At 52.9% G+C, this 19,525-nt stretch carries 13 protein-coding genes and 1 pseudogene; all 14 read left to right on the top strand.

Going from position 1 to position 19,525, the window contains the following annotated elements; genetic code table 11:
* Positions 1 to 8: 8 nt before the first annotated feature.
* The 14 genes and pseudogenes from HH215_RS17920 to HH215_RS17860 all read left to right on the top strand — a co-directional run bounded on the left by HH215_RS17920 (position 9) and on the right by HH215_RS17860 (position 19,432).
* Entirely contained in the window at positions 9 to 836 is an 828-nt protein-coding gene (locus tag HH215_RS17920; protein ID WP_169281151.1) for a carbohydrate ABC transporter permease, read from the top strand.
* 17 nt (positions 837 to 853) lie between these two features.
* A complete protein-coding gene (locus tag HH215_RS17915; RefSeq protein ID WP_169281150.1) occupies positions 854 to 3,106 on the top strand; it encodes an FAD-dependent oxidoreductase in 2,253 nt (750 codons plus the stop codon).
* Positions 3,107 to 3,526: 420 nt separating this feature from the next.
* The gene (locus tag HH215_RS36095) at positions 3,527 to 3,745 is read left to right on the top strand and encodes a PDDEXK family nuclease (RefSeq protein WP_217362223.1); all 219 of its coding nucleotides are present in this window, start codon (positions 3,527 to 3,529) and stop codon (positions 3,743 to 3,745) included.
* A gap of 43 nt (positions 3,746 to 3,788) precedes the next feature.
* The gene (locus HH215_RS37055; protein ID WP_375140451.1) at positions 3,789 to 4,115 is read left to right on the top strand and encodes a Uma2 family endonuclease; all 327 of its coding nucleotides are present in this window, start codon (positions 3,789 to 3,791) and stop codon (positions 4,113 to 4,115) included.
* 13 nt (positions 4,116 to 4,128) lie between these two features.
* Positions 4,129 to 4,871: pseudogene (locus tag HH215_RS17905) on the top strand (glycosyltransferase).
* Between the two features lie 14 nt (positions 4,872 to 4,885).
* On the top strand, positions 4,886 to 5,470 hold the full coding sequence (locus HH215_RS17900; RefSeq protein ID WP_169281149.1) for a Uma2 family endonuclease: 585 nt from the start codon (positions 4,886 to 4,888) through the stop codon (positions 5,468 to 5,470).
* Between the two features lie 182 nt (positions 5,471 to 5,652).
* Positions 5,653 to 10,254 carry a glutamate synthase large subunit gene (gene gltB, locus HH215_RS17895; protein ID WP_169281148.1) on the top strand — a complete coding sequence of 1,534 codons (4,602 nt, stop codon included), beginning with the start codon at positions 5,653 to 5,655 and terminating at the stop codon, positions 10,252 to 10,254.
* Between the two features lie 18 nt (positions 10,255 to 10,272).
* The gene (locus tag HH215_RS17890) at positions 10,273 to 11,757 is read left to right on the top strand and encodes a glutamate synthase subunit beta (protein ID WP_169281147.1); all 1,485 of its coding nucleotides are present in this window, start codon (positions 10,273 to 10,275) and stop codon (positions 11,755 to 11,757) included.
* A gap of 160 nt (positions 11,758 to 11,917) precedes the next feature.
* Entirely contained in the window at positions 11,918 to 13,726 is a 1,809-nt protein-coding gene (locus HH215_RS17885; RefSeq protein ID WP_169281146.1) for a sensor histidine kinase, read from the top strand.
* Complete coding sequence (locus tag HH215_RS17880; protein ID WP_169281145.1) at positions 13,719 to 15,347, top strand: response regulator; 1,629 nt, start codon at positions 13,719 to 13,721, stop codon at positions 15,345 to 15,347. Before HH215_RS17885 ends, HH215_RS17880 begins: the two co-directional genes overlap by 8 nt.
* Positions 15,348 to 15,449: 102 nt before the next feature.
* Positions 15,450 to 16,823, top strand: coding sequence for an ABC transporter substrate-binding protein (locus HH215_RS17875; RefSeq protein ID WP_169281144.1), 1,374 nt, complete (start codon positions 15,450 to 15,452; stop codon positions 16,821 to 16,823).
* A gap of 2 nt (positions 16,824 to 16,825) precedes the next feature.
* The gene (locus tag HH215_RS17870) at positions 16,826 to 17,707 is read left to right on the top strand and encodes a carbohydrate ABC transporter permease (RefSeq protein ID WP_169281143.1); all 882 of its coding nucleotides are present in this window, start codon (positions 16,826 to 16,828) and stop codon (positions 17,705 to 17,707) included.
* Positions 17,707 to 18,558: a carbohydrate ABC transporter permease gene (locus HH215_RS17865; RefSeq protein WP_169281142.1), complete on the top strand. Its 852-nt coding sequence runs from the start codon at positions 17,707 to 17,709 to the stop codon at positions 18,556 to 18,558. Before HH215_RS17870 ends, HH215_RS17865 begins: the two co-directional genes overlap by 1 nt.
* A 79-nt stretch (positions 18,559 to 18,637) precedes the next feature.
* Complete coding sequence (locus HH215_RS17860) at positions 18,638 to 19,432, top strand: phosphodiester glycosidase family protein (RefSeq protein WP_254450137.1); 795 nt, start codon at positions 18,638 to 18,640, stop codon at positions 19,430 to 19,432.
* Positions 19,433 to 19,525 lie beyond the last annotated feature (93 nt).

Here is a 19,525-nt window from a genome sequence, read left to right as displayed (position 1 = left end):
GTTATCGTATGAACGAATCGGCCGGACGAATGAAAACCAAATGGCTTGTCACCGTTCTCATGCTCATCGCCGGCGTGTTCATGATTCTTCCTTTTCTATGGATGATCAGCACGTCATTCCAAAGCGCGAGCGAAGTATTCTCGAGCTGGCTGCCTTCCAAACTCGATTGGAGCAGCCACAAGCGAATCTGGACCGGAAACTACAACTTCGTTCCATATTATCTGAATTCGGTCAAGATTTCGGTCATCAGCACGGTAGGCGCCGTATTCCTGTCCGCCTTGGCGGCATACGGCTTCGCGCGGATCGAATTCAAAGGCCGCGATGCGCTTTTCCTAGTTTACTTGTCCATGATGATGATTCCGCCTCAGGTTATTTTCGTGCCGAAATTCATTATGTTTAACTGGATGAACATCTATAACACGCACTGGGCGCTTATTCTGCCGGGCATGTTCTCGATCTTCGGGGTGTTCATGCTAAGGCAATTCTTCATGAGCGTTCCGAAGGAGATTACGGAATCCGCGTTTCTGGACGGGGCGGGCCATTTCAAAATTTTCTTCCGATTGATTTTACCGCTGGCCAAGCCGGCTCTCGCCACGTTCGCGATCATCGATTTCTCTTGGCATTGGAACGACTACGAGAATGCGCTCGTATTCCTGACGAGTCCGAAGCTGTACACGATTCCGCTCGGCTTGCAAAATTTCATTCTCGAAAACAACGTCGACTACAACGGGATGATGGCGGCTTCGTCCGCGGCGATCTTACCAATGATCGCGATCTTCCTGATCGGCCAGAAATATATTATTCAGGGCATTTCCAGCTCGGCTGTGAAAGGCTAATTACGGAGGGATCCTACGTGAAGCACGAAGTAACGAAGTCGGACGTAACCGTCGTCGGAGGAGGATTGGCGGGGATCAGCGCCGCGATTGCCGCGGCTAGAATGGGGATGAAGGTGGCGCTTGTTCACAACAGACCGGTACTAGGCGGCAACTCCAGCTCGGAGGTCAGAGTATGGGTTTGCGGGGCGACCGGACATGGAGTCAACCGATTCGCCCGCGAGACGGGCATTATGGGAGAACTGTTCGTCGAGAATCAATACCGCAATCCGGAAGGGAATCCGTATCTATGGGATCTCACTCTACTGGAAGCGGTTCGCGCCGAGCCTAACATCAGCTTGTTCATGAATACCGACGTGCGGGAGGTCGAAGCGGACGGAGAACTCGAAGCGCGAGTGATCCGTAGCGTGACGGGATGGATGATGGGCTCGGAAAGACTCATTCGCTTCGAAAGCGAGGCTTTCCTCGATTGCACGGGAGACGGGCTCGTCGGTTTCCTCGCGGGTGCCGCTTACCGTTTGGGACGCGAAGCTAGACACGAATACGACGAGGATTGGGCGCCCGAGGTCGCGGACGAAATTACGCTCGGCAGCACCTTGCTGTTCTACACGAAGGATACGGGCAAGCCGGTTCGCTTCGTCGCTCCTTCGTTCGCCAAGGATATCACGAAGACTTCGATTCCCCTTAAGCGGGTGATCCGCAGCGGCGACTCGGGTTGCCACTATTGGTGGATCGAGTGGGGCGGCGAGCTGGATACCGTCCACGAGAACGAGCGCATTCGGGATGAGCTATGGGCCGTTATTTATGGGATATGGGATTATATTAAAAACTCCGGACAATTCGATGCGGAAACGATGACGTTGGAATGGGTCGGTTCTTTACCGGGCAAGCGGGAGTTTCGTCGTTTTATCGGCGATACGGTGCTGACGCAGAACGATATTTTGGCGCAACGTCCGTTCGAGGATCGCGTCGCTTTCGGCGGCTGGTCGATCGATTTGCATCCTCCGCAAGGAATGTATGCATCGGAGAGCGGGTCTAAGCATCTTCATGCCGACGGAATCTATCATATTCCTTTCGGTTCGCTGTATTCGAAGAACGTGGGTAACCTGTTGTTCGCCGGGCGCAACGTCAGCGCGACTCACGTAGCCTTCGGGACGACTCGCGTAATGGCCACTTGCGCCGTCATGGGAGAAGCGGCAGGCGTAGGCGCCGCTCTATCCGTTAAAAAAGGCGTGTCGCCTCGCGAGCTTCGCGATATCCATATGGCAGAGCTTCAACAAGCGATGCTGAAGAGCGATTCCTCTATTATAGGGTTGAAGAACGAGGATGAAGCGGATTTGGCTAGGAAGGGTACCGTGCGGGCTTCGAGCACCATGACAAGGATTCGGTTGGATCAGCCAACGGAAGCTTATCCGCTTGCGGCGGATATCGGTATGTTATTTCCGATCGACGGGGCGATAGGGGCGCTAGAGCTACTCTTGTCGGCAACGGAAGGAACGGAGCTCGTCGTAGAATTGTGGGATACCGGGCGCGAGGAAAATTACGTGCCGGCAACAAGGAAGCAGAGCGCTACGATCGCGGTTAATGCCGGCGAGAAAAAGTGGGTTACGCTGCCGATCGAGGAGAGGGAAGAGGCTGGAGTCGGCGAAGCGCGCAACGCGTTCCTTATCGTTCGAGCCAACGACAAGGTTAGCCTATTCAAGTCGGCGGTTCCGTTAACGGGCGTGCTCGCTTTCGAACGAGGCGTCAAACCGGTCGTCTCCTCGGATCTCGAAGATCATCAGCCGGATCAACCGGTCATCGAATGGAGCATGAAGCGGCTCGTTCGCCAGCCGTTTTGCTTCGCGGTCGATACGGGAGCATATGCCGCGGATAAGGCGATCGACGGATTCGTTCGTCCGTTCGGCGGACCGCACATCTGGGTATCGGAGCCGTTGGAAGAGGGACGGGACGAGTGGATCGAGGTAGAATTGGCGGAGCGGGCGAACGTGTCCGAGATCCATCTGACTTTTAACGACGACGTGAACGAGGATTTGATCAACCTGCACCATCACGAGACGCCTTTCCCGGTTATACCGGAGCTGGTCAAGGATTATGAAGTCGAGGCTTGGCTCGGCGGCAAGTGGCAGTCTATCGTATCGGAGCAGGGTAACCGCAAGCGCAAGCGGGTTCACCGCTTGGCGAATGCCGTCGCGGCGGACCGAATCCGCCTCGTCGTTCACTTGACGAACGGCGGCGAGCGCGCGGAATTGGTCGAGATTCGTGTGTACTGATGAGCGATGGCAATCGCATTAGTCTTAAACTTCTAACGGAGACCACGGACGTTATTTAGTCGAAAACAAGCGGTTTAAATTTCTAAAGGAACTGATCGCAGTTATTTATGCCCAATTAGCATGTTTTCATTGGAAAACACACAAATAAGAGCGCCCACATCCGTTAGATTTTGAAAAGTACATTTTTGAACAAAATAAGGTCTGTGGGTTCCGTTAGACGGAAGCTAGTGTAGAAATCCGAAAATAATAAGCGATTCCTAATACGAATGCCCCCTGACGACCGACGGAATCAAGGTTGACAGAACATTTTAACTTGAACATAATTAAAAGATCAGCTATCGGGGAAGCACCTCACAAAGCCAAACACAATACGTGTTGCTTTGTCGGGGTGCTTTTTAGTATTAGGAGGCATGTGATTCTATGACCAAGAATAAGGATGAAGATCGGATTAAGGAGCAGCAAGTAACCTATGACATCTATGCGGCAATGCCTGACGACGGACAGCGTTATGAGATCGTAGACGGAGTGTTGGAGCTGATGTGTCTCGGACCTATGACGGTTCATCAAACGGTAAGCGGAGAGTTGAGTTACATTTTAAAACAAAGTTGCAAATCGGACTACATTTTCTTCACGCATTGAATTGATCCTGAGCCAGACGAACGTACTACAGCCCGATGTTTTGATGATTCACCGCACTCGACTGGATATCGTAAAGGCTAGAGGAATTGAAGGTCCGCCTGATCTAGTTGTTGAGGTTATCTCGCCTAGCTCCCGTAAAAGGGATAAAGTAGTCAAGTCGAGAATCTATGCGAAATATCAGGTACCGGAGTATTGGATCATAGATCCGAAGGGGCGGACATTGGAGCAATATCGGCTGCAGGGCGAGTTATATGAGTTAGTTCATTTATTCGAAGATGACGACCAGGTAACTTCGGACAAGCTTCCGTGCGTTTCTTTTGCTCTAAGCGATATTTTTAATGATCTTAAATTATTTTCTTTTAAGGAATAGTAGGTGTCGATCATTGAAAAAAATCATCTTTACCGGCGGTGGTTCAGCAGGCCACGTAACAGTTAATCTAGCCTTGATTCCCCGATTTACGGAACAGGGTTGGTCCATTGAATATATAGGTTCCCGAGACGGCATGAAAGACGATTGGTCTCTTCTTTACCTGATGTAACTTATCACGGGATAGCGGTCGGCAAGCTGCGCAGGTATATGGATTGGAAAAACGCAAAAGATCGAGTGCCGGTTATTATTCATGAGTCGGAATGTAGGGCCCATTATCCGTGAGGAGCTTAAGCGGGGGAACGCGGACCGGGGGCGAGAGTTATGCGGTTTTACTAGAAATAAACCCGTAATTCTGATCATGGGCGGCAGTCTAGGGGCGCAGAGAAGAACAATCAGACAGACAGAATCGCATTAGACAGGTTAGCGGTTAAATATCATATCGTAAGTCCGATCTCGTTTGTCACGCGAGCGGGAGCGAATTCTATTTTTGAATTTTTAACGTTGCGCAAGCCGATGCTGCTTATTCCCTTAACTAAGGAACAAAGCAGGGGAGACCAACTCGTGAACGCCGAATCTTTTCAAACAGCCGGTTATTGCGAAGTGTTGCATGAAGAGAAGCTTACGCCCGACGCGTTGGTAACTAACCTTGATCGCTTACATGAGAATCGCCAAGTATACGTCGATAACATGAATAAGTTCGAGCAGAAGGACGCTTTAACTTTAGTAATTAATCTGATTAATAAGGTCGCCAAATGAGAGGGGAAGGTAAGATGAAAAAACGAGAAGACCAACCGATCATCCGGGAGCAAATGGTTACGTATGACGATTATGCGCGAATGCCCGACGATGGCAAACGGTACGAGGTGGCCAATGGGATGCTGGAATTGTTGTCCGCTCCGAGTCCTAAGCATCAAGTCGTCAGTTATCAAATGCAAAGATTGCTTACGAATAGCTGTAATTCGGAGTACATCGTATTTGCTTCGCCGATTGACCTGATCCTATCCGCGACGGAAGTCCGCCAACCTGACCTGTTAATGATCCATCGCAGCCGAATGGAAATCATTACGCACAGAGCGATCGAGGGCATTCCCGATTTGGTAGCCGAGATCTTATCCCCTCACTCCGTCAAGAGAGATAGGCATAAGAAGCTGAAAGTGTACGCCGAATATCGGATTCCCGAGTATTGGATCGTCGATCCGGCTAACGCGGCGCTTGAGCAATACTTGCTGACCGGTGACGATTACGAACTCTTGAATCTCTATGACAGAGAGGAAGTCGTCCAATCCGATCGCTTGCCGTGCGTGGCGTTCACGATGGAGCAGATCGTCGAAGCCGCGGCTGATTTACCGGGGTGACCGAATATCGCGAATACGATCAGGGGGTTAGCCGAATCATCGGCCGAATCCCTTTTTTGTTGCGATTACAGTGAATTTTTTGCTAAAAAAAGGGATTTTAATAGAGAAAATTGAATATTCCATACATAGACAGACAACTCGGATATATACATAAAAATTATGGTATAGAAAGGTTGCGAACTATGAAGCGTAATGGGCTGCCGGTCAAGCAAGGGCTGTACGATCCGCAATACGAGCACGATGCTTGCGGAATGGGGTTCGTGGCGAATATCAAAGGGCGGAAGTCGCATGAAATCGTCCGGCAAGCACTGACGATTCTGGGAAATCTGGACCATCGCGGCGGACAGGGATGCGAAGCGAACACGGGGGACGGAGCGGGCATTTTGCTGCAAATTCCCGATGTCTTTTTCAGACGAGAGCTAGGCAAAGAGGGAATCGCGCTTCCGCCGACGGAGGAGTATGGGGTCGGAATGCTATTCTTGCCTCAAGATGCCGAACTGCGCGCATCGTTCGAGAATAAGCTGGAAAATATCGTGCGCGAAGAAGGACAGACGTTAATCGGCTGGAGAACGGTGCCGACGGACGACGGGAAGCTGGGAGAGACGGCAAAATCCGTGCAGCCTTTCGTTCGTCAGGTATTTATCGGACAACAGGGAAGCTACGCCGATGAGCTGGGCTTCGAACGCAAGCTGTTCGTCATTCGCAAGCGAGCGGAACAAGAGATTCGTTATTCCGGTACCGATGGCGGCGATTCCTTCTATTTCTCGAGCTTGTCGAGCAAGACCATTGTCTACAAAGGAATGCTGATCCCGGAGCAGGTCGACTCTTATTACGTCGAGCTTCAAGATCCCTCGGTCGAGACGGCGCTAGCGCTCGTTCACTCCCGGTTCAGCACGAATACGTTCCCGAGCTGGGAACGGGCGCATCCTTACCGATACGTCATCCATAACGGGGAGATCAATACGCTGCGCGGCAACGTGAACTGGATGCACGCCCGCCAAGCGCTCGCGAAGTCCGGGCTGTTCGGAGAAGACATGGCGAAGGTGAAGCCGGTTATCGATCATGACGGCAGCGATACGGCGATGTTCGATAACGCGTTGGAGTTTCTGTATTTGTCCGGACGCACCCTCCCTCATGCGGCCATGATGATGGTGCCGGAGCCTTGGTCGAATCATGAAAGCATGACGGAGCAAATGAAAGCGTTTTATGAATTTCATAGCACGCTGATGGAGCCTTGGGACGGTCCGGCGGCGATGGCTTTCACGGACGGCACGCGAATAGGGGCATTCTTGGATCGCAACGGCTTGCGACCTGCCCGTTATTACGTGACATCCGACGATTTAATTATTCTTTCATCGGAAGTGGGCGTGCTCGACGTGCCTGCGGAAAATGTACTCTATAAAGAAAGGCTTCGTCCCGGCCGGATTCTTCTTGTCGATACGAAGGAAGGCCGAATCATCTCCGACGAGGAGGTGAAGACGGGGATCGCGAGCAAACATCCGTACAAGGATTGGTTAGAAGAGCATCTGATCGGATTGGAGGAGCTGCCGGACGCGCCGGAAGTACCGCAGCCCGACCATGCTACCGTGTACCGGCGGCAGAGAGCTTTCGGATATACGTTCGAGGAACTGCGGAAAGTGTTCGAGCCGATGGCGCAGAGCGGAGTCGAACCGATCGGGTCGATGGGTTACGATGCTCCGCTTGCGATTCTTTCGAAACGGCCGCAGCGATTATATAACTATTTCAAGCAATTATTCGCGCAAGTGACGAACCCGCCGATCGACGCGATTCGCGAGGAAATCATTACGGCGACGGGTACGACGATCGGGCCGGAGCGCAACTTGCTCGAACCGGAGCCGGAAAGCTGTCGGCAGATCAAGGTGAAATCTCCGATTCTATCGAACGAGCAATTCGCCAAGCTCCGCCATATTCGCAGACCCGGGTTCAAATCGATCACCTTGCCGATTTTCTTCCTTGCGGGAAGCGGGTCGCAAGGGCTGGAAGCGGCTTTAGCCGAGCTCTGCCAAGCAGCCGATCGGGTCATCGCGCACGGACATAATATTTTGATTTTATCGGATCGCGGCATCGATTGCGACAATGCGGCCATACCGGCTTTGTTGGCGGTGTCTTGCTTGCACCATCACTTGATCCGGGCGGGCACGCGGACGAAAGTGAGTCTTCTGCTCGAATCGGGAGATCCGCGCGAAGTTCATCATTTCGCGTTGCTGCTCGGCTACGGAGCGAGCGCGATCAATCCTTACTTGGCGTTGGAGACGCTGGACGATATGATCCGGCAGGGGATGCTGGTCGGCATTTCTCATGAAAAAGCGGTACAGAATTATTTGAAGGCGGCGACGAAAGGCGTCGTGAAAGTGCTCTCCAAGATGGGGATATCCACTATCCAAAGTTACCGAGGCGCCCAGATCTTCGAGGCGCTAGGGCTGGAGCAGCCGTTGATCGATAAGTACTTCACGTGGACGCCTTCGCGAATCGGCGGCGTAGGCCTGGAGGTTATCGCCAAGGAAGCCTTGGATCCTCATGAGCAAGCCTACGCGGAGCAGACTCGAGGAGAATCCGTGTTACCCGCAGGCGGAGAGTACCAATGGCGGCGTGACGGAGAAGAGCATATTTATCAAGCCCAAACGATTCACGCGCTTCAACAGGCTTGCCGTACGAACGATTACGGTTTGTTCAAGAAGTTTTCCGAGGCGGTTAACGGTCAGCAGGAGAAGCTCTATACGCTGCGGGGGTTATTGGAACTGAAGTTGGACGGGGAGAACGGTGTGCCGATCGATGAAGTGGAGCCGGTCGATACGATTGTCAGAAGGTTTAAGTCGGGCGCGATGTCCTACGGTTCGATCAGCAAGGAAGCGCACGAGAGCATGGCGATCGCGATGAACCGCATCGGCGGGAAGAGCAACACCGGAGAGGGCGGGGAAGACCCAAGCCGGTTTATCGCCGACGCGAACGGCGATTCACGGCGAAGCGCGATCAAGCAGGTCGCCTCGGGCAGATTCGGCGTCACGAGCAATTATCTCGTGAACGCCGACGAAATTCAGATTAAGATGGCGCAGGGAGCGAAGCCGGGTGAAGGCGGCCAGTTGCCGGGACGTAAAGTGTATCCTTGGATTGCCGAGGTGCGGGGCTCGACGCCCGGAGTCGGATTGATCTCGCCGCCGCCGCATCATGATATTTATTCGATCGAGGACTTGGCCGAACTTATCCACGACCTGAAGAACGCGAACCCGCGCGCAAGAATTAACGTGAAGCTTGTCTCCGAGGTCGGGGTTGGCACCATTGCGGCCGGCGTCGCCAAAGGCCGGGCAGACGTCGTACTGATTAGCGGCTACGACGGGGGAACCGGGGCTTCGCCGCAGACGAGCATCCGCCATGCGGGATTGCCGTGGGAGCTTGGCCTCGCGGAGACGCATCAGACGCTCGTGCTGAACAAGCTGCGCGACCGCATCGTCGTGGAAACCGACGGGAAACTGATGACCGGACGGGATCTGGCTATCGCGGCGCTGCTGGGAGCCGAAGAGTTCGGCTTCGCAACGTCACCGCTTATCGTGCTTGGTTGCGTGATGATGCGCGTCTGCCATCTGGATACGTGTCCCGTTGGAGTCGCGACGCAGAATCCGGAGCTGCGCAAGAAGTTCAACGGCGATCCGCAGCACGTCGTTCACTTCATGCGTTTCGTCGCGCAGGAGCTGAGGGAGATCATGGCGTTGCTCGGCTTCCGTACGGTCAACGAAATGATCGGCCGTACCGACAAGTTAAACGGCCGCAAGGCGATCGAGCATTGGAAGGCGAAGGGCGTCGATCTGTCTCCCCTGCTCCACCAGCCCGAAGTCGGATCGGAGGTAGGCCGGTATTGTCGGACGTCCCAGAACCATGGACTGGACGAATCGCTTGACCGAAGAGAGCTTATGAAGATCGCGGAGCCTTCCCTCCTAACGGGCGAACCGGTAGCGGCGACCCTCCCGATCCGCAATACGAACCGGGTCGTCGGTACGATTCTCGGAAGCGAGATTACCCGGCGATACGGCGCGAAGGGATTGCCGGAGGACACGATTCGCTTCCATTTTATAGGCTCCGCGGGACAGAGCTTCGGGGCGTTCGTGCCGAGAGGAATAACACTTAAGTTGGAGGGGGACTCCAACGACTACGTAGGCAAGGGATTGTCCGGCGGCAAAATCATCGTAGCCCCATCGGATAAAGCCACCTTCAAGCCGGAGGAAAACATCATCATCGGCAACGTCGGTTTCTATGGCGCTACGTCCGGAGAAGCGTATATCCGCGGTATTGCGGGCGAGCGTTTCTGCGTGCGGAACAGCGGCGTGAACGCGGTCGTCGAAGGCGTGGGAGACCACGGCTGCGAGTATATGACGGGAGGACGCGTCGTTGTTCTCGGACGTACGGGACGTAACTTCGCGGCGGGAATGTCCGGCGGTATTGCCTATGTGTGGGATGAGACGGGGGACTTCATCAACCGTTGCAACTTGGAGATGGTTCATCTGGAACGGGTGGAGTCGGGAATGGAAGCGAGCCGACTGAAAGCGATGATCGAACGGCATGCGGCTTATACGAAGAGTTCTCGAGCCAAGTCGATACTGGAGAGTTGGGATGATCGCGTAGCTGAATTCGTCAAAGTCATCCCGAAGGATTACAAGCGGATGCTGGAAGCGATGGATCGCTTATCGGCTTCGGGCTTAAGCGGCGAAGCCGTCGCGATGGCTGCCTTCGAGGCGAATATGAAGGATTTGTCGCGGGTAAGCGGAAACTAGGGCGATGGAGGAATAACGATGGGGAAATCTACCGGATTCATGGAGTTTAGAAGGGAACTGCCTCCAGAAGTTAACCCCTTGGACCGCATCCATCATTGGCGGGAGTTTCAGAGCAAAGCAACGGAAGAACTGCTTAAGGAGCAGGGTGCGCGCTGTATGGACTGCGGTATTCCGTTCTGCCATACCGGACAGATCATTAACGGGATGGCGGCGGGGTGCCCGGTTAACAACCTGATCCCGGAGTGGAACGATCTCGTCTATCGCGGCTTATGGCGTCAAGCGCTGGATCGGCTGCACCAGACGAACAATTTTCCGGAGTTCACCGGTCGTGTCTGTCCGGCCCCATGCGAAGGCTCGTGCACGGTCGGGTTAAACGACACTCCCGTCACGATCAAGAACATCGAGAAAGCGATCGTCGACAAAGGTTTCGCCGAAGGCTGGATCGTACCGGAGCCGCCCGAAGTTCGTACCGGCAAGAAGGTAGCGGTCGTCGGCTCGGGTCCTTCCGGGCTCGCTTGCGCGGCGCAATTAAACAAGGCAGGCCATCTGGTTACCGTGTATGAACGCGCCGATCGGATCGGCGGTCTGCTCATGTACGGAATCCCGAACATGAAGCTGGACAAGAAAACGGTCGAACGTCGGGTAGAGCTGCTTAGGCAAGAAGGGATTACGTTCGTAACGGGAACGGAGATCGGCAAGGATATTCCAGCCTCGCAATTGACGGAGCAGTTCGATGCCGTCGTACTATGCGGCGGCGCGACGAAAGGCCGCGATCTGCCGATCGAAGGCCGCGGGTTAAAAGGCATCCATCTGGCGATGGAATTTCTGCATAAGAACACGAAGAGCTTGCTCGATTCGGAGCATGAAGACGGAAAGTACATTTCGGCCGAAGGGAAGGACGTCATCGTTATCGGCGGAGGCGATACGGGAACCGACTGCGTAGGGACATCCTTGCGTCACGGTTGCAAGAGCGTGACGCAGTTCGAGATTATGGCGAAGCCGCCGGAAACGCGCGCGGACAACAATCCTTGGCCGCAGTTCCCTCGCGTCTACAAGCTGGATTACGGCCAAGAAGAAGCGAAAGCTCTCTATGGAAGCGATCCGCGGCAATATCTGATCTCGACGAAACGTTTCGTCGGGGACGAGGAGGGCAACCTTAAGGAGCTGCACACCGTCGGCATGGAGTGGAAGGTGGACGCGAACGGGCGATTCGGACCGGTGGAAGTTCCCGGAACCGAGCAAGTGTGGCCGGCGCAACTAATCATGTTGGCGATGGGATTCTTGGGGCCGGAGAATACGGTGCTCGATCAGTTGGGCGTGGAGAAGGATGAGCGTTCTAATGCCAAAGCCGATTACGGTAAATACGCGACGAGCGTGAAGGGCGTATTCGCCGCCGGCGACATGCGGCGCGGTCAAAGCCTCGTCGTATGGGCGATCAACGAAGGCAGGGAAGCGGCTCGCGAGTGCGACAGGTATTTAATGGGCGGCACTTTGCTGCCGTAAGGTAAGTCATTCGTAAAGCGAAATACCTTACAGCCCCTTTATAATTCAAACGAAGAGAGCTCTTATCCGCAATCGCGGAGTGGGCTCTCTTCTTGTTTTTGTTCCCGTGCCCTAGGAGAGGCTATAATGATGGATAGTCTACGATCCGGGAGGAACCGAAATGCCGGCAAACTTGAAATATTGGTATCTGGGGCTGTCGATTCGCTCGAAGTTTCAACTGTGGTTCCTCCCGTTGCTCCTCGTCGCTTCCGGAAGCATCGGGTTTTTCTCCTATACGACCGCTTCTAACCAAGTGTTGGAGAAGGTCTCTCAAGCGCAGGAAAACATCTCCTCCCAGACGATCTCCCATTTGGATTACTTGGCGAAAGATATCCACGATATCTACAACTACTTGTCTTTGTCGTCCGAATTGCATGATTTGTTGTCGCCGGAACCTACCTTTAACTCGGCCATTATCGTGAACTCGATGATTAATCGGCTGCTGAGTACGCGTCAATTTTTCCAATCGCTGCTGATTTTCTCCGACGGGCATCAGACGATCAAGTTCAATAGCTTGAATAACAACGAGATCATCAGTTTTGAAGAATATAAGAAAAGCCGGATCTACGAAAATACGGTGAACGACGTCGTGAGTGGCGCTTGGGGGGTCGAGGAAGGACCGCTGAAGTTGTTCATCGGCGATCAAAGGCGGAAGGTGTTCTACAGCAAAGTTCTCGTCAATCCCGAGAATCTCGTGAAAGAAGGCTTGCTCGTCATCGGAATGACCGAGGAAGATTTCCGCCAGTCCTACGGCCGCGCCAAGGAAAACGTCGAAATCGTGATCGTGAACGGCGATGGAACGATTTTGTCGGACTCGGATGGAAAATGGAGCGGGAGCTCGTTCGAACAATTGCCTTATTATGACCATGTCCCTATCGAGCAAGTCGATTGGAGTAACCATGACGGCGAGTGGCTTATCTCCCACTCCTCTTCGGAAGTTACCGGGTGGCACGTGCTCGTAATCCAACCGCGGACGGAACAACTCATGCAACTGAATGCGATCCGCTGGCTCACGATCGGGCTCATGCTGCTCATCCTGCTCATGAACGCGCCGCTCAGTTGGACGATCTCCAGACTGTTTTTGCAGCCGCTCAAAAAAATATTGAAGTCGATGCGCGAAGTGCAAGCGGGCGACTTCAGCCAGCAGGTAGACGTTACGCTGCGGGACGAGATCGGCCAATTAGGCAATGGATACAACATCATGGTAACGAGAATCAGAGAGCTGATCCAGGACGTGTACCAATCCGAGATTTCCAAGAAGGAATCGGAGCTAAGGTTGTTGCAATCGCAGATCAACCCTCATTTTCTGTATAACACGCTCAATTCGATCGCCTGGATGTCTTACCGGGAAGGCGCGGAGAAGACGGCGGACATGATCCAGAAGCTATCCGATTTCTTCCGTTACAACTTGAGCCAAGGCGCGGACATTATCAGTTTGAGCAAAGAATTGAATATCGTGGAAAGCTACTTGTATTTAAGCAAAATCCGATTCGCGGACAAGCTGACCTACTCTATCGAAGTAGCACAACGACTGTCCGACGTCCTCGTTCCTAAGCTGATCCTGCAGCCGCTTGTGGAAAACGCGGTCGTCCACGGCATCGAGCAGATCGACGAGCAAGGATTCGTCCACGTATCGGTACGCGAATCGTCGGGCGATTTGCATATCGAGGTGACCGACAATGGCATGGGAATCGCGCCGGATAGGTTGGATAAGCTTCGTTCGGCCATCCGATCGGAGAAGCGCGCGGCACACTACGAAGATACGGGAGGTTTCGCCCTTCTTAATCTGCGGGACAGGCTGGTTAACCATTTCGGAGACGGAGCCGGGATCGAGATCGACAGCAAGCGGAATATCGGAACGACGGTCAAGATGGTCATCCCGTTCCGTCACTTGGAGTCGGAGGATATGAGGAGCGATGGTCGTGTTTAAACTGTTAATCGTAGAGGACGAGCCTTCTTTTCGCGAAGGCATTATGGCGATGATCGACTGGGAGGCCGAAGGCATTCGCGTCATCGGTACCGCATCGAACGGGCGCAAGGCGTTGGAGATGATGGAGGACGGCGAGGAGCCGGATATCCTGCTCACGGATATTCGCATGCCGTATATGAACGGACTGGAGTTGATCGAGGAAACGCGGAAGCGCGGAATCGATCTCATCCCGGTGCTGCTGACCGGTTATAGCGAATTTGATTACGCCCAGAAGGCGCTCAAATTAGGCGCGTTCGATTATATTCTTAAGCCATGTAATCCTAAGCAGGTGCGAGATGTGATTCTGAAGGTGAAAGACGAACTGATTCGTACGCGGAGCCGGGCCATCCAGGTGGATCGGTTGGAGAGAAAATGGATGGCCAACGCGAGAACGATAACGGAAGACAAGCTGTTGAAGTGGATGAGGGGCGCCCCGCGCGGCAAGGAAGATCGGACAACCGAGGTGAAGGAGTACGGCATCCGGTTGACGGAAGGACCGATTCTCGCTATCGTGTTCCGGTTCGATTCCAAGGATTTGAACGCTCTGGAATACGAGGAGCGGGATCTCGGTTTGATTCGTTATGCAGCGGCGAACATTATGGAGGAAAGCATAGGGGAACTGTTCTCGGGTAGGCACGAGCTGTTAACGCTGGAAGATCAATTCGTCCTGTTCGCCAACGTGACGGAAGGTTCGGTCGAGTCCGATATTCGGAGACGGCTGGAACGGTTGCAGGCTAATCTGGCTTCCTTCCTCAAGGTTAGCGTTAGCATCGGGATCGGATCCGTCGCGGATTTATCGCATTTGCACCGTTCGTACATGGATGCGCTCGAAGCGCTAACGAGAAGATTTTTCCATGGAGGGAGCGGATTGTTCGTCGCATCGGAGCATTCCGGAGAAACGTCGAACGCGGAAGAATCCCTCAAGTTCCGCTCGGATCTGGCCGAGCTCGAGAAGCAAATCCGCGAACATATTGCCGATAGCAACTATGCGGAATTCGTATCCGGGGTAGAGGGGTGGTTGGACAGCTTTCGGTCGCAAGGCTTATCGATCGCTAGAATTCACTTGCACACCTATTCCTTGATCGACGGCTTGATGAAGGAGCTTGGGGCAAGCTCCGACGAGGTTAGCAAAGAAGCGGCGCGGCAGTTTGAATCCTATGCGGGGCAAATCCAGAAAATAGAGACGTTCGAGGAGCTGTCGACGATGATGACCCTCGTCATCCAGAAATTCGTCGAGATCAAGAACGCGAAGAAGCCGGTTCATAAGACGATCCAGTTCGTGATCGGCTTGATTAACGATAAATACGCCACGAACTTGACGCTGAAATCGATCTCGGAAGAAGTATTCATGTCTCCGTCCCATCTTTCTACACTGTTCCGGCAGGAGATGGGTATCAATTTCCTCGATTACCTCCATCAATATCGGATAGAGAAAGCGAAGCAACTGCTAAGGAAAGGCAACGAGAAGGTTTACGCGGTAGCTCGACAGGTCGGGTATTATGACGAGGCTCATTTCGTGCGCTTTTTCAAAAAATGGACCGGAATGCTGCCTTCCCAGTACAAAAAACAGATCGGGTTCTAATAAACGTACAGGAACACGGAAGAATGTCGGGTTATTCCCCGCGAAAACCTAATTTATACTTAAGGAAGTTATCCGAATTCGCAATAGGTGGAGGGGTTTGTTTTGAAAAAGCGATTGAGCACGTTGTCTTATATTCTCGTATGCGCTCTATTCGTATCCGCTTGCGGAAATTCGAACGATTCGGGTTCGAATCCGTCTTCCGGCAATGCTTCCGAATCGAAATCGGCCAGTACCGCAGAGGGCGGCAATAAAAACGTCGAATTCAAGTTTTTCAGCAACAACCCGGATCGCACGGGCGGGCAAGGTTTGGCGGAGCAGAAATTGATCGATCGGTACATGAGCGAAAATCCGAACGTGAAGATTACGGTCGAAACGTTGTCCCCGGATCCGCAGTTCCAAGATAAGCTCAAGATCTACAATACATCCGATAAACTACCCGACGTAACGATGATGTGGGGACAGAAGCGATATCTATACCCTTTGGTTAAAAATAACTCGTTAGTTACTTTCGCGAAGGAAGATTTCGCGGGCCAAGGGTTCATTGACGCCGCTTTCGATTCGTTTACGATGGACGGTAAAATTTACGGCATACCGAAGAACACGGATTTTCTCGTTCTATACGCAAATAAGAAGCTGCTTGCCGACAACGGCTTGGAACCGCCGACAACGGAAGCCGATCTGTTCAAAATCGCGGATGCCCTCAAGAGCAAGGATATCGTTCCGATCGCCCTAGACGGCAGGGATTCTTGGCCTTTAGCGCTCTTGTTCGACGCGGTAGTCGCGCGCCAATCCGGCGGATTCGAGCTCTACCACAAAGCCATGGATCGAACGGGCTCCTTCGATCATCCGGACGTGATCGCTTCCGCGAAGAAGATTCAACGGATGGTCACGGAGGGCATGTTTGGGGAAGGCTTTCTCAATCTCGATTACGGCGGCGCCAGAAACCTGTTTGGGCAAGGCAAAGCCGCAATGTATTTAATGGGCCAGTGGGAGATGGGCATATCGACGGACGTCAATTTCCCGGAAGAAGTGCGCGATAATCTGATCGCTATTCCATGGCCTGCTTCGGATGACGGCAAAGGCCGAACGACGGACTTGCTCGCTTGGTTCGGCGGCGGTTACAGCGTATCGGCCAAGTCCGAATCTTCCGAGGATGCCAAGAAGTTCGCGATTTGGATGTTTCAGAAGCAAAACTGGGCCAAAACCGTGTGGGAGAACGGCATTACGTTCCCCGCGCAGAACTACGACGAGTTCAAGACGGGCAAGGAAACGCGGGTTCAGAACGATTTAACGGGCATTCTCGGCAACGCGACCGTATTCAGCGGCGCGAATTCTCAAGATTTATTCTCTACTTCAACGGCGAAAAGCTATCTGGACGCGATTACGGAGATGATGGCATCCAAGTCGACGCCGGAGGACTTCGCTAAGAAGATCGACGGCATTGCCGACAAATCGTTTAAGGAAATGAATCCGTAATCATGAACAAACTATGGATGGACAAACGGAATATCGCGCTGTTGATCGCTCCCGGTCTCGTGTTCATTCTCGGATTCGTTTTATTGCCGACGGCCGTCGCCCTATACTTGAGCTTCACGAATTTCGACGGGGTCGATTATCAAACCTTTAACCTAAGCAACTATAAGGACATCTTTCTTCACGACCCGATTTTTTGGAGAGCGCTCCGCAATTCGATCTTTCTCGGATTGGCTTTAGTCGTCCTGCAGCATCCTTTTGCCGTCCTTATGGCTATGTTAACGACCTACGCGGGAAAATGGGAACGTCCGCTACGGGTTATCATTTTCATTCCGGCGATTATTTCGACCTTCGTGACTTCGCAAATGTGGGTTAGCTTGCTGAACGTCCAATTCGGATTGGTAAACAGAATGTTAACGGCGGTAGGGCTATCCTCGTGGAAACAGGATTGGCTGGGCAACCCCGATATCGCGATCTATTCGATCATTTTCGTCGCCATGTGGCAAGGCTTCGGGTATGCTTACTTGCTTTACTATGCGGGGATCAAAGGGGTTCCGTCCGAGCTTAAGGAGGCGGCAATCGTCGACGGGGCGACCAAATGGCGCTATAACAAAAGCATCGTGCTGCCGTTGTTGTCGCCGATCATCCGCATCAATCTCGTGCTGGCGGTCGTCTCCGGGTTCAAGCAGATGGAGACGGTATTCTTGATGACCGGCGGAGGTCCCGCCAACAGTACGCAGTTCCTCGGAACCTATTTGTATTCGAAGGCTTTCCGCGACGGACTGTTCGGTTACGGGAACGCGATTTCCGTTTTATTCATTGTTTTCTGCCTTGTCATGACGTTGATTATGAACCGCTTGCTTAAGAAAGACGTAGGTGAATTCTAATGGGAGCATCAACTTCAACGAGATTCGGCGCGCGCTCCTCCAGAGTCCTTCTCTTTCTCGGGCTCGCGATCGTCGCGTTCTTGTCTATTTTCCCTCTCGTATGGATGGTAAACTTCTCTCTTCTGAAGAGCGGCGACTTCTTCGGCAGCAACGTGTTGAAATGGCCGGATCCGTTCCAATGGGTCAATTACAAGAATGCGTTTACGCTTGGTCACGTGCATGCGTATTTGCTCAACAGCGTCATCGTTGCCGTAGTCGTCATAACCGTCACCGTTATCGTTTCGCTTATGCTAAGCTACGTAATCGCGCGGATGGATTGGAAGTGGAACGTCTATCTATCGGGGCTTGTCATGGTATGCTTGATTGTCCCGATCTACTCCACGTTGCTGCCTAACTTCTTCATCTTTAACAAGATTCATTTGATAGATAACTATTTCTCGCTCATCTTGCCGAATATCGCTTTCTTGATCCCTCTTAGCGTATTCATCTTCATCGGCTTCTTGCAGACGACGCCTAGAGCGATCGAGGAAGCGGCCGTCATCGACGGATTAAGCTTGATCGGGGTCGTGTTTCGGATCATTATGCCGATTTCGAAGCCGGTGATCGCGTCCGTCGGCGTCCTTGCCTTCTTGAATACGTGGAACGAATTCATTATGGCGATTACGTATATCAGCTCGGACAATTATAAGACGCTTCCGTTCTCGTTAATTCAGTTCACGGGCCAGTACGCCTCCAATTACGGTGCGCAATTCGCGGTCATGACGTTGATCGCGTTGCCTTTGGTCGTGCTATATATGCTCTTCACGGATCGGATCACGAACAGTCTGACCGCCGGTGCCGTTAAGGGATGAAGGGCGTGTCGGTTTTAGCGGATTCATTATATAATAGCGGAAATGAGGTTTAATAGACGGATTACGAGGTATCGATGGAATGGCGAAAATGACTAAGGTTAAGCTCGGGTTGCTCGGTTTATTCGTTTTGGTTGCCCTGGGGTTAATTCTCGCGATCATGCTTAAGGTATTGGCGTCTGACGAAGCTGCGTACGAAGAGTTGAATATGCCGCGAGATTACGTATACGGCAAGGAATTGGCATCGAACGGCATGGAATTGCATTACCTGAGGACGAGACCCTCCAATGTTTCGTTGGTTCCCATCCATAATAACGTTACGGCTGCGTCTTATTACGGGATTAACGGGGGATTTTTCTACCAAGAAGCTTTGCTCAGCATCGCCGTCGTGAACGATGTTCCCGTTAACGAAGAGAAGGGATACGGGACCGGGGCGGAAAATGCCAAGTATGCGAGAGGTACGCTTGTATGGGATGGCGCTTCGGATAGGTTGAGCGTGCAGGTCGTCCGTCGATCCTCCGAGCTGACGGTCACGGATCGTTCGCAATTCTGGGCTCAGGGCGGCATTAGCATGGGCTTGGGCAAGAACGAGAGTTGGGTCGAGCAGTCCATGGTGGAGAGCGCGCCGCTTCCCGACCAACTCTGTCTTCGTTCGGCTGCCGTTTACGATGAAGAAGGGAGCTTGTATTTGATCGTCAGCGCGACGAAAGCCACGTTGGCCGATTTCCGCGCGGCGATTCTCGAGCGAATAGGAGAAGGACGGTTGGTGGACGGCATCTTCCTTGATGGAGACGGTTCGTCGCAAATGCGAAATCGGGAAATCAAGCTGCGCGGAGATGGCCGTCCCGTCGTTCAGATGATTCGGCTTATTAGGTAATTATATGAGTAAACCGCTCACCTTTCCGTCCGAGAAGTGAAACCTTTTCGCGTCATTTTCCGTTTAAGAGGGAAATCGACATTAATGCCTACG

The organism is Cohnella herbarum, assembly GCF_012849095.1.
Taxonomy (GTDB): domain Bacteria; phylum Bacillota; class Bacilli; order Paenibacillales; family Paenibacillaceae; genus Cohnella; species Cohnella herbarum.
The sequence above is the reverse complement of the archived record's forward strand: the minus strand, read 5'-3'. Positions and strand labels throughout refer to the sequence as shown.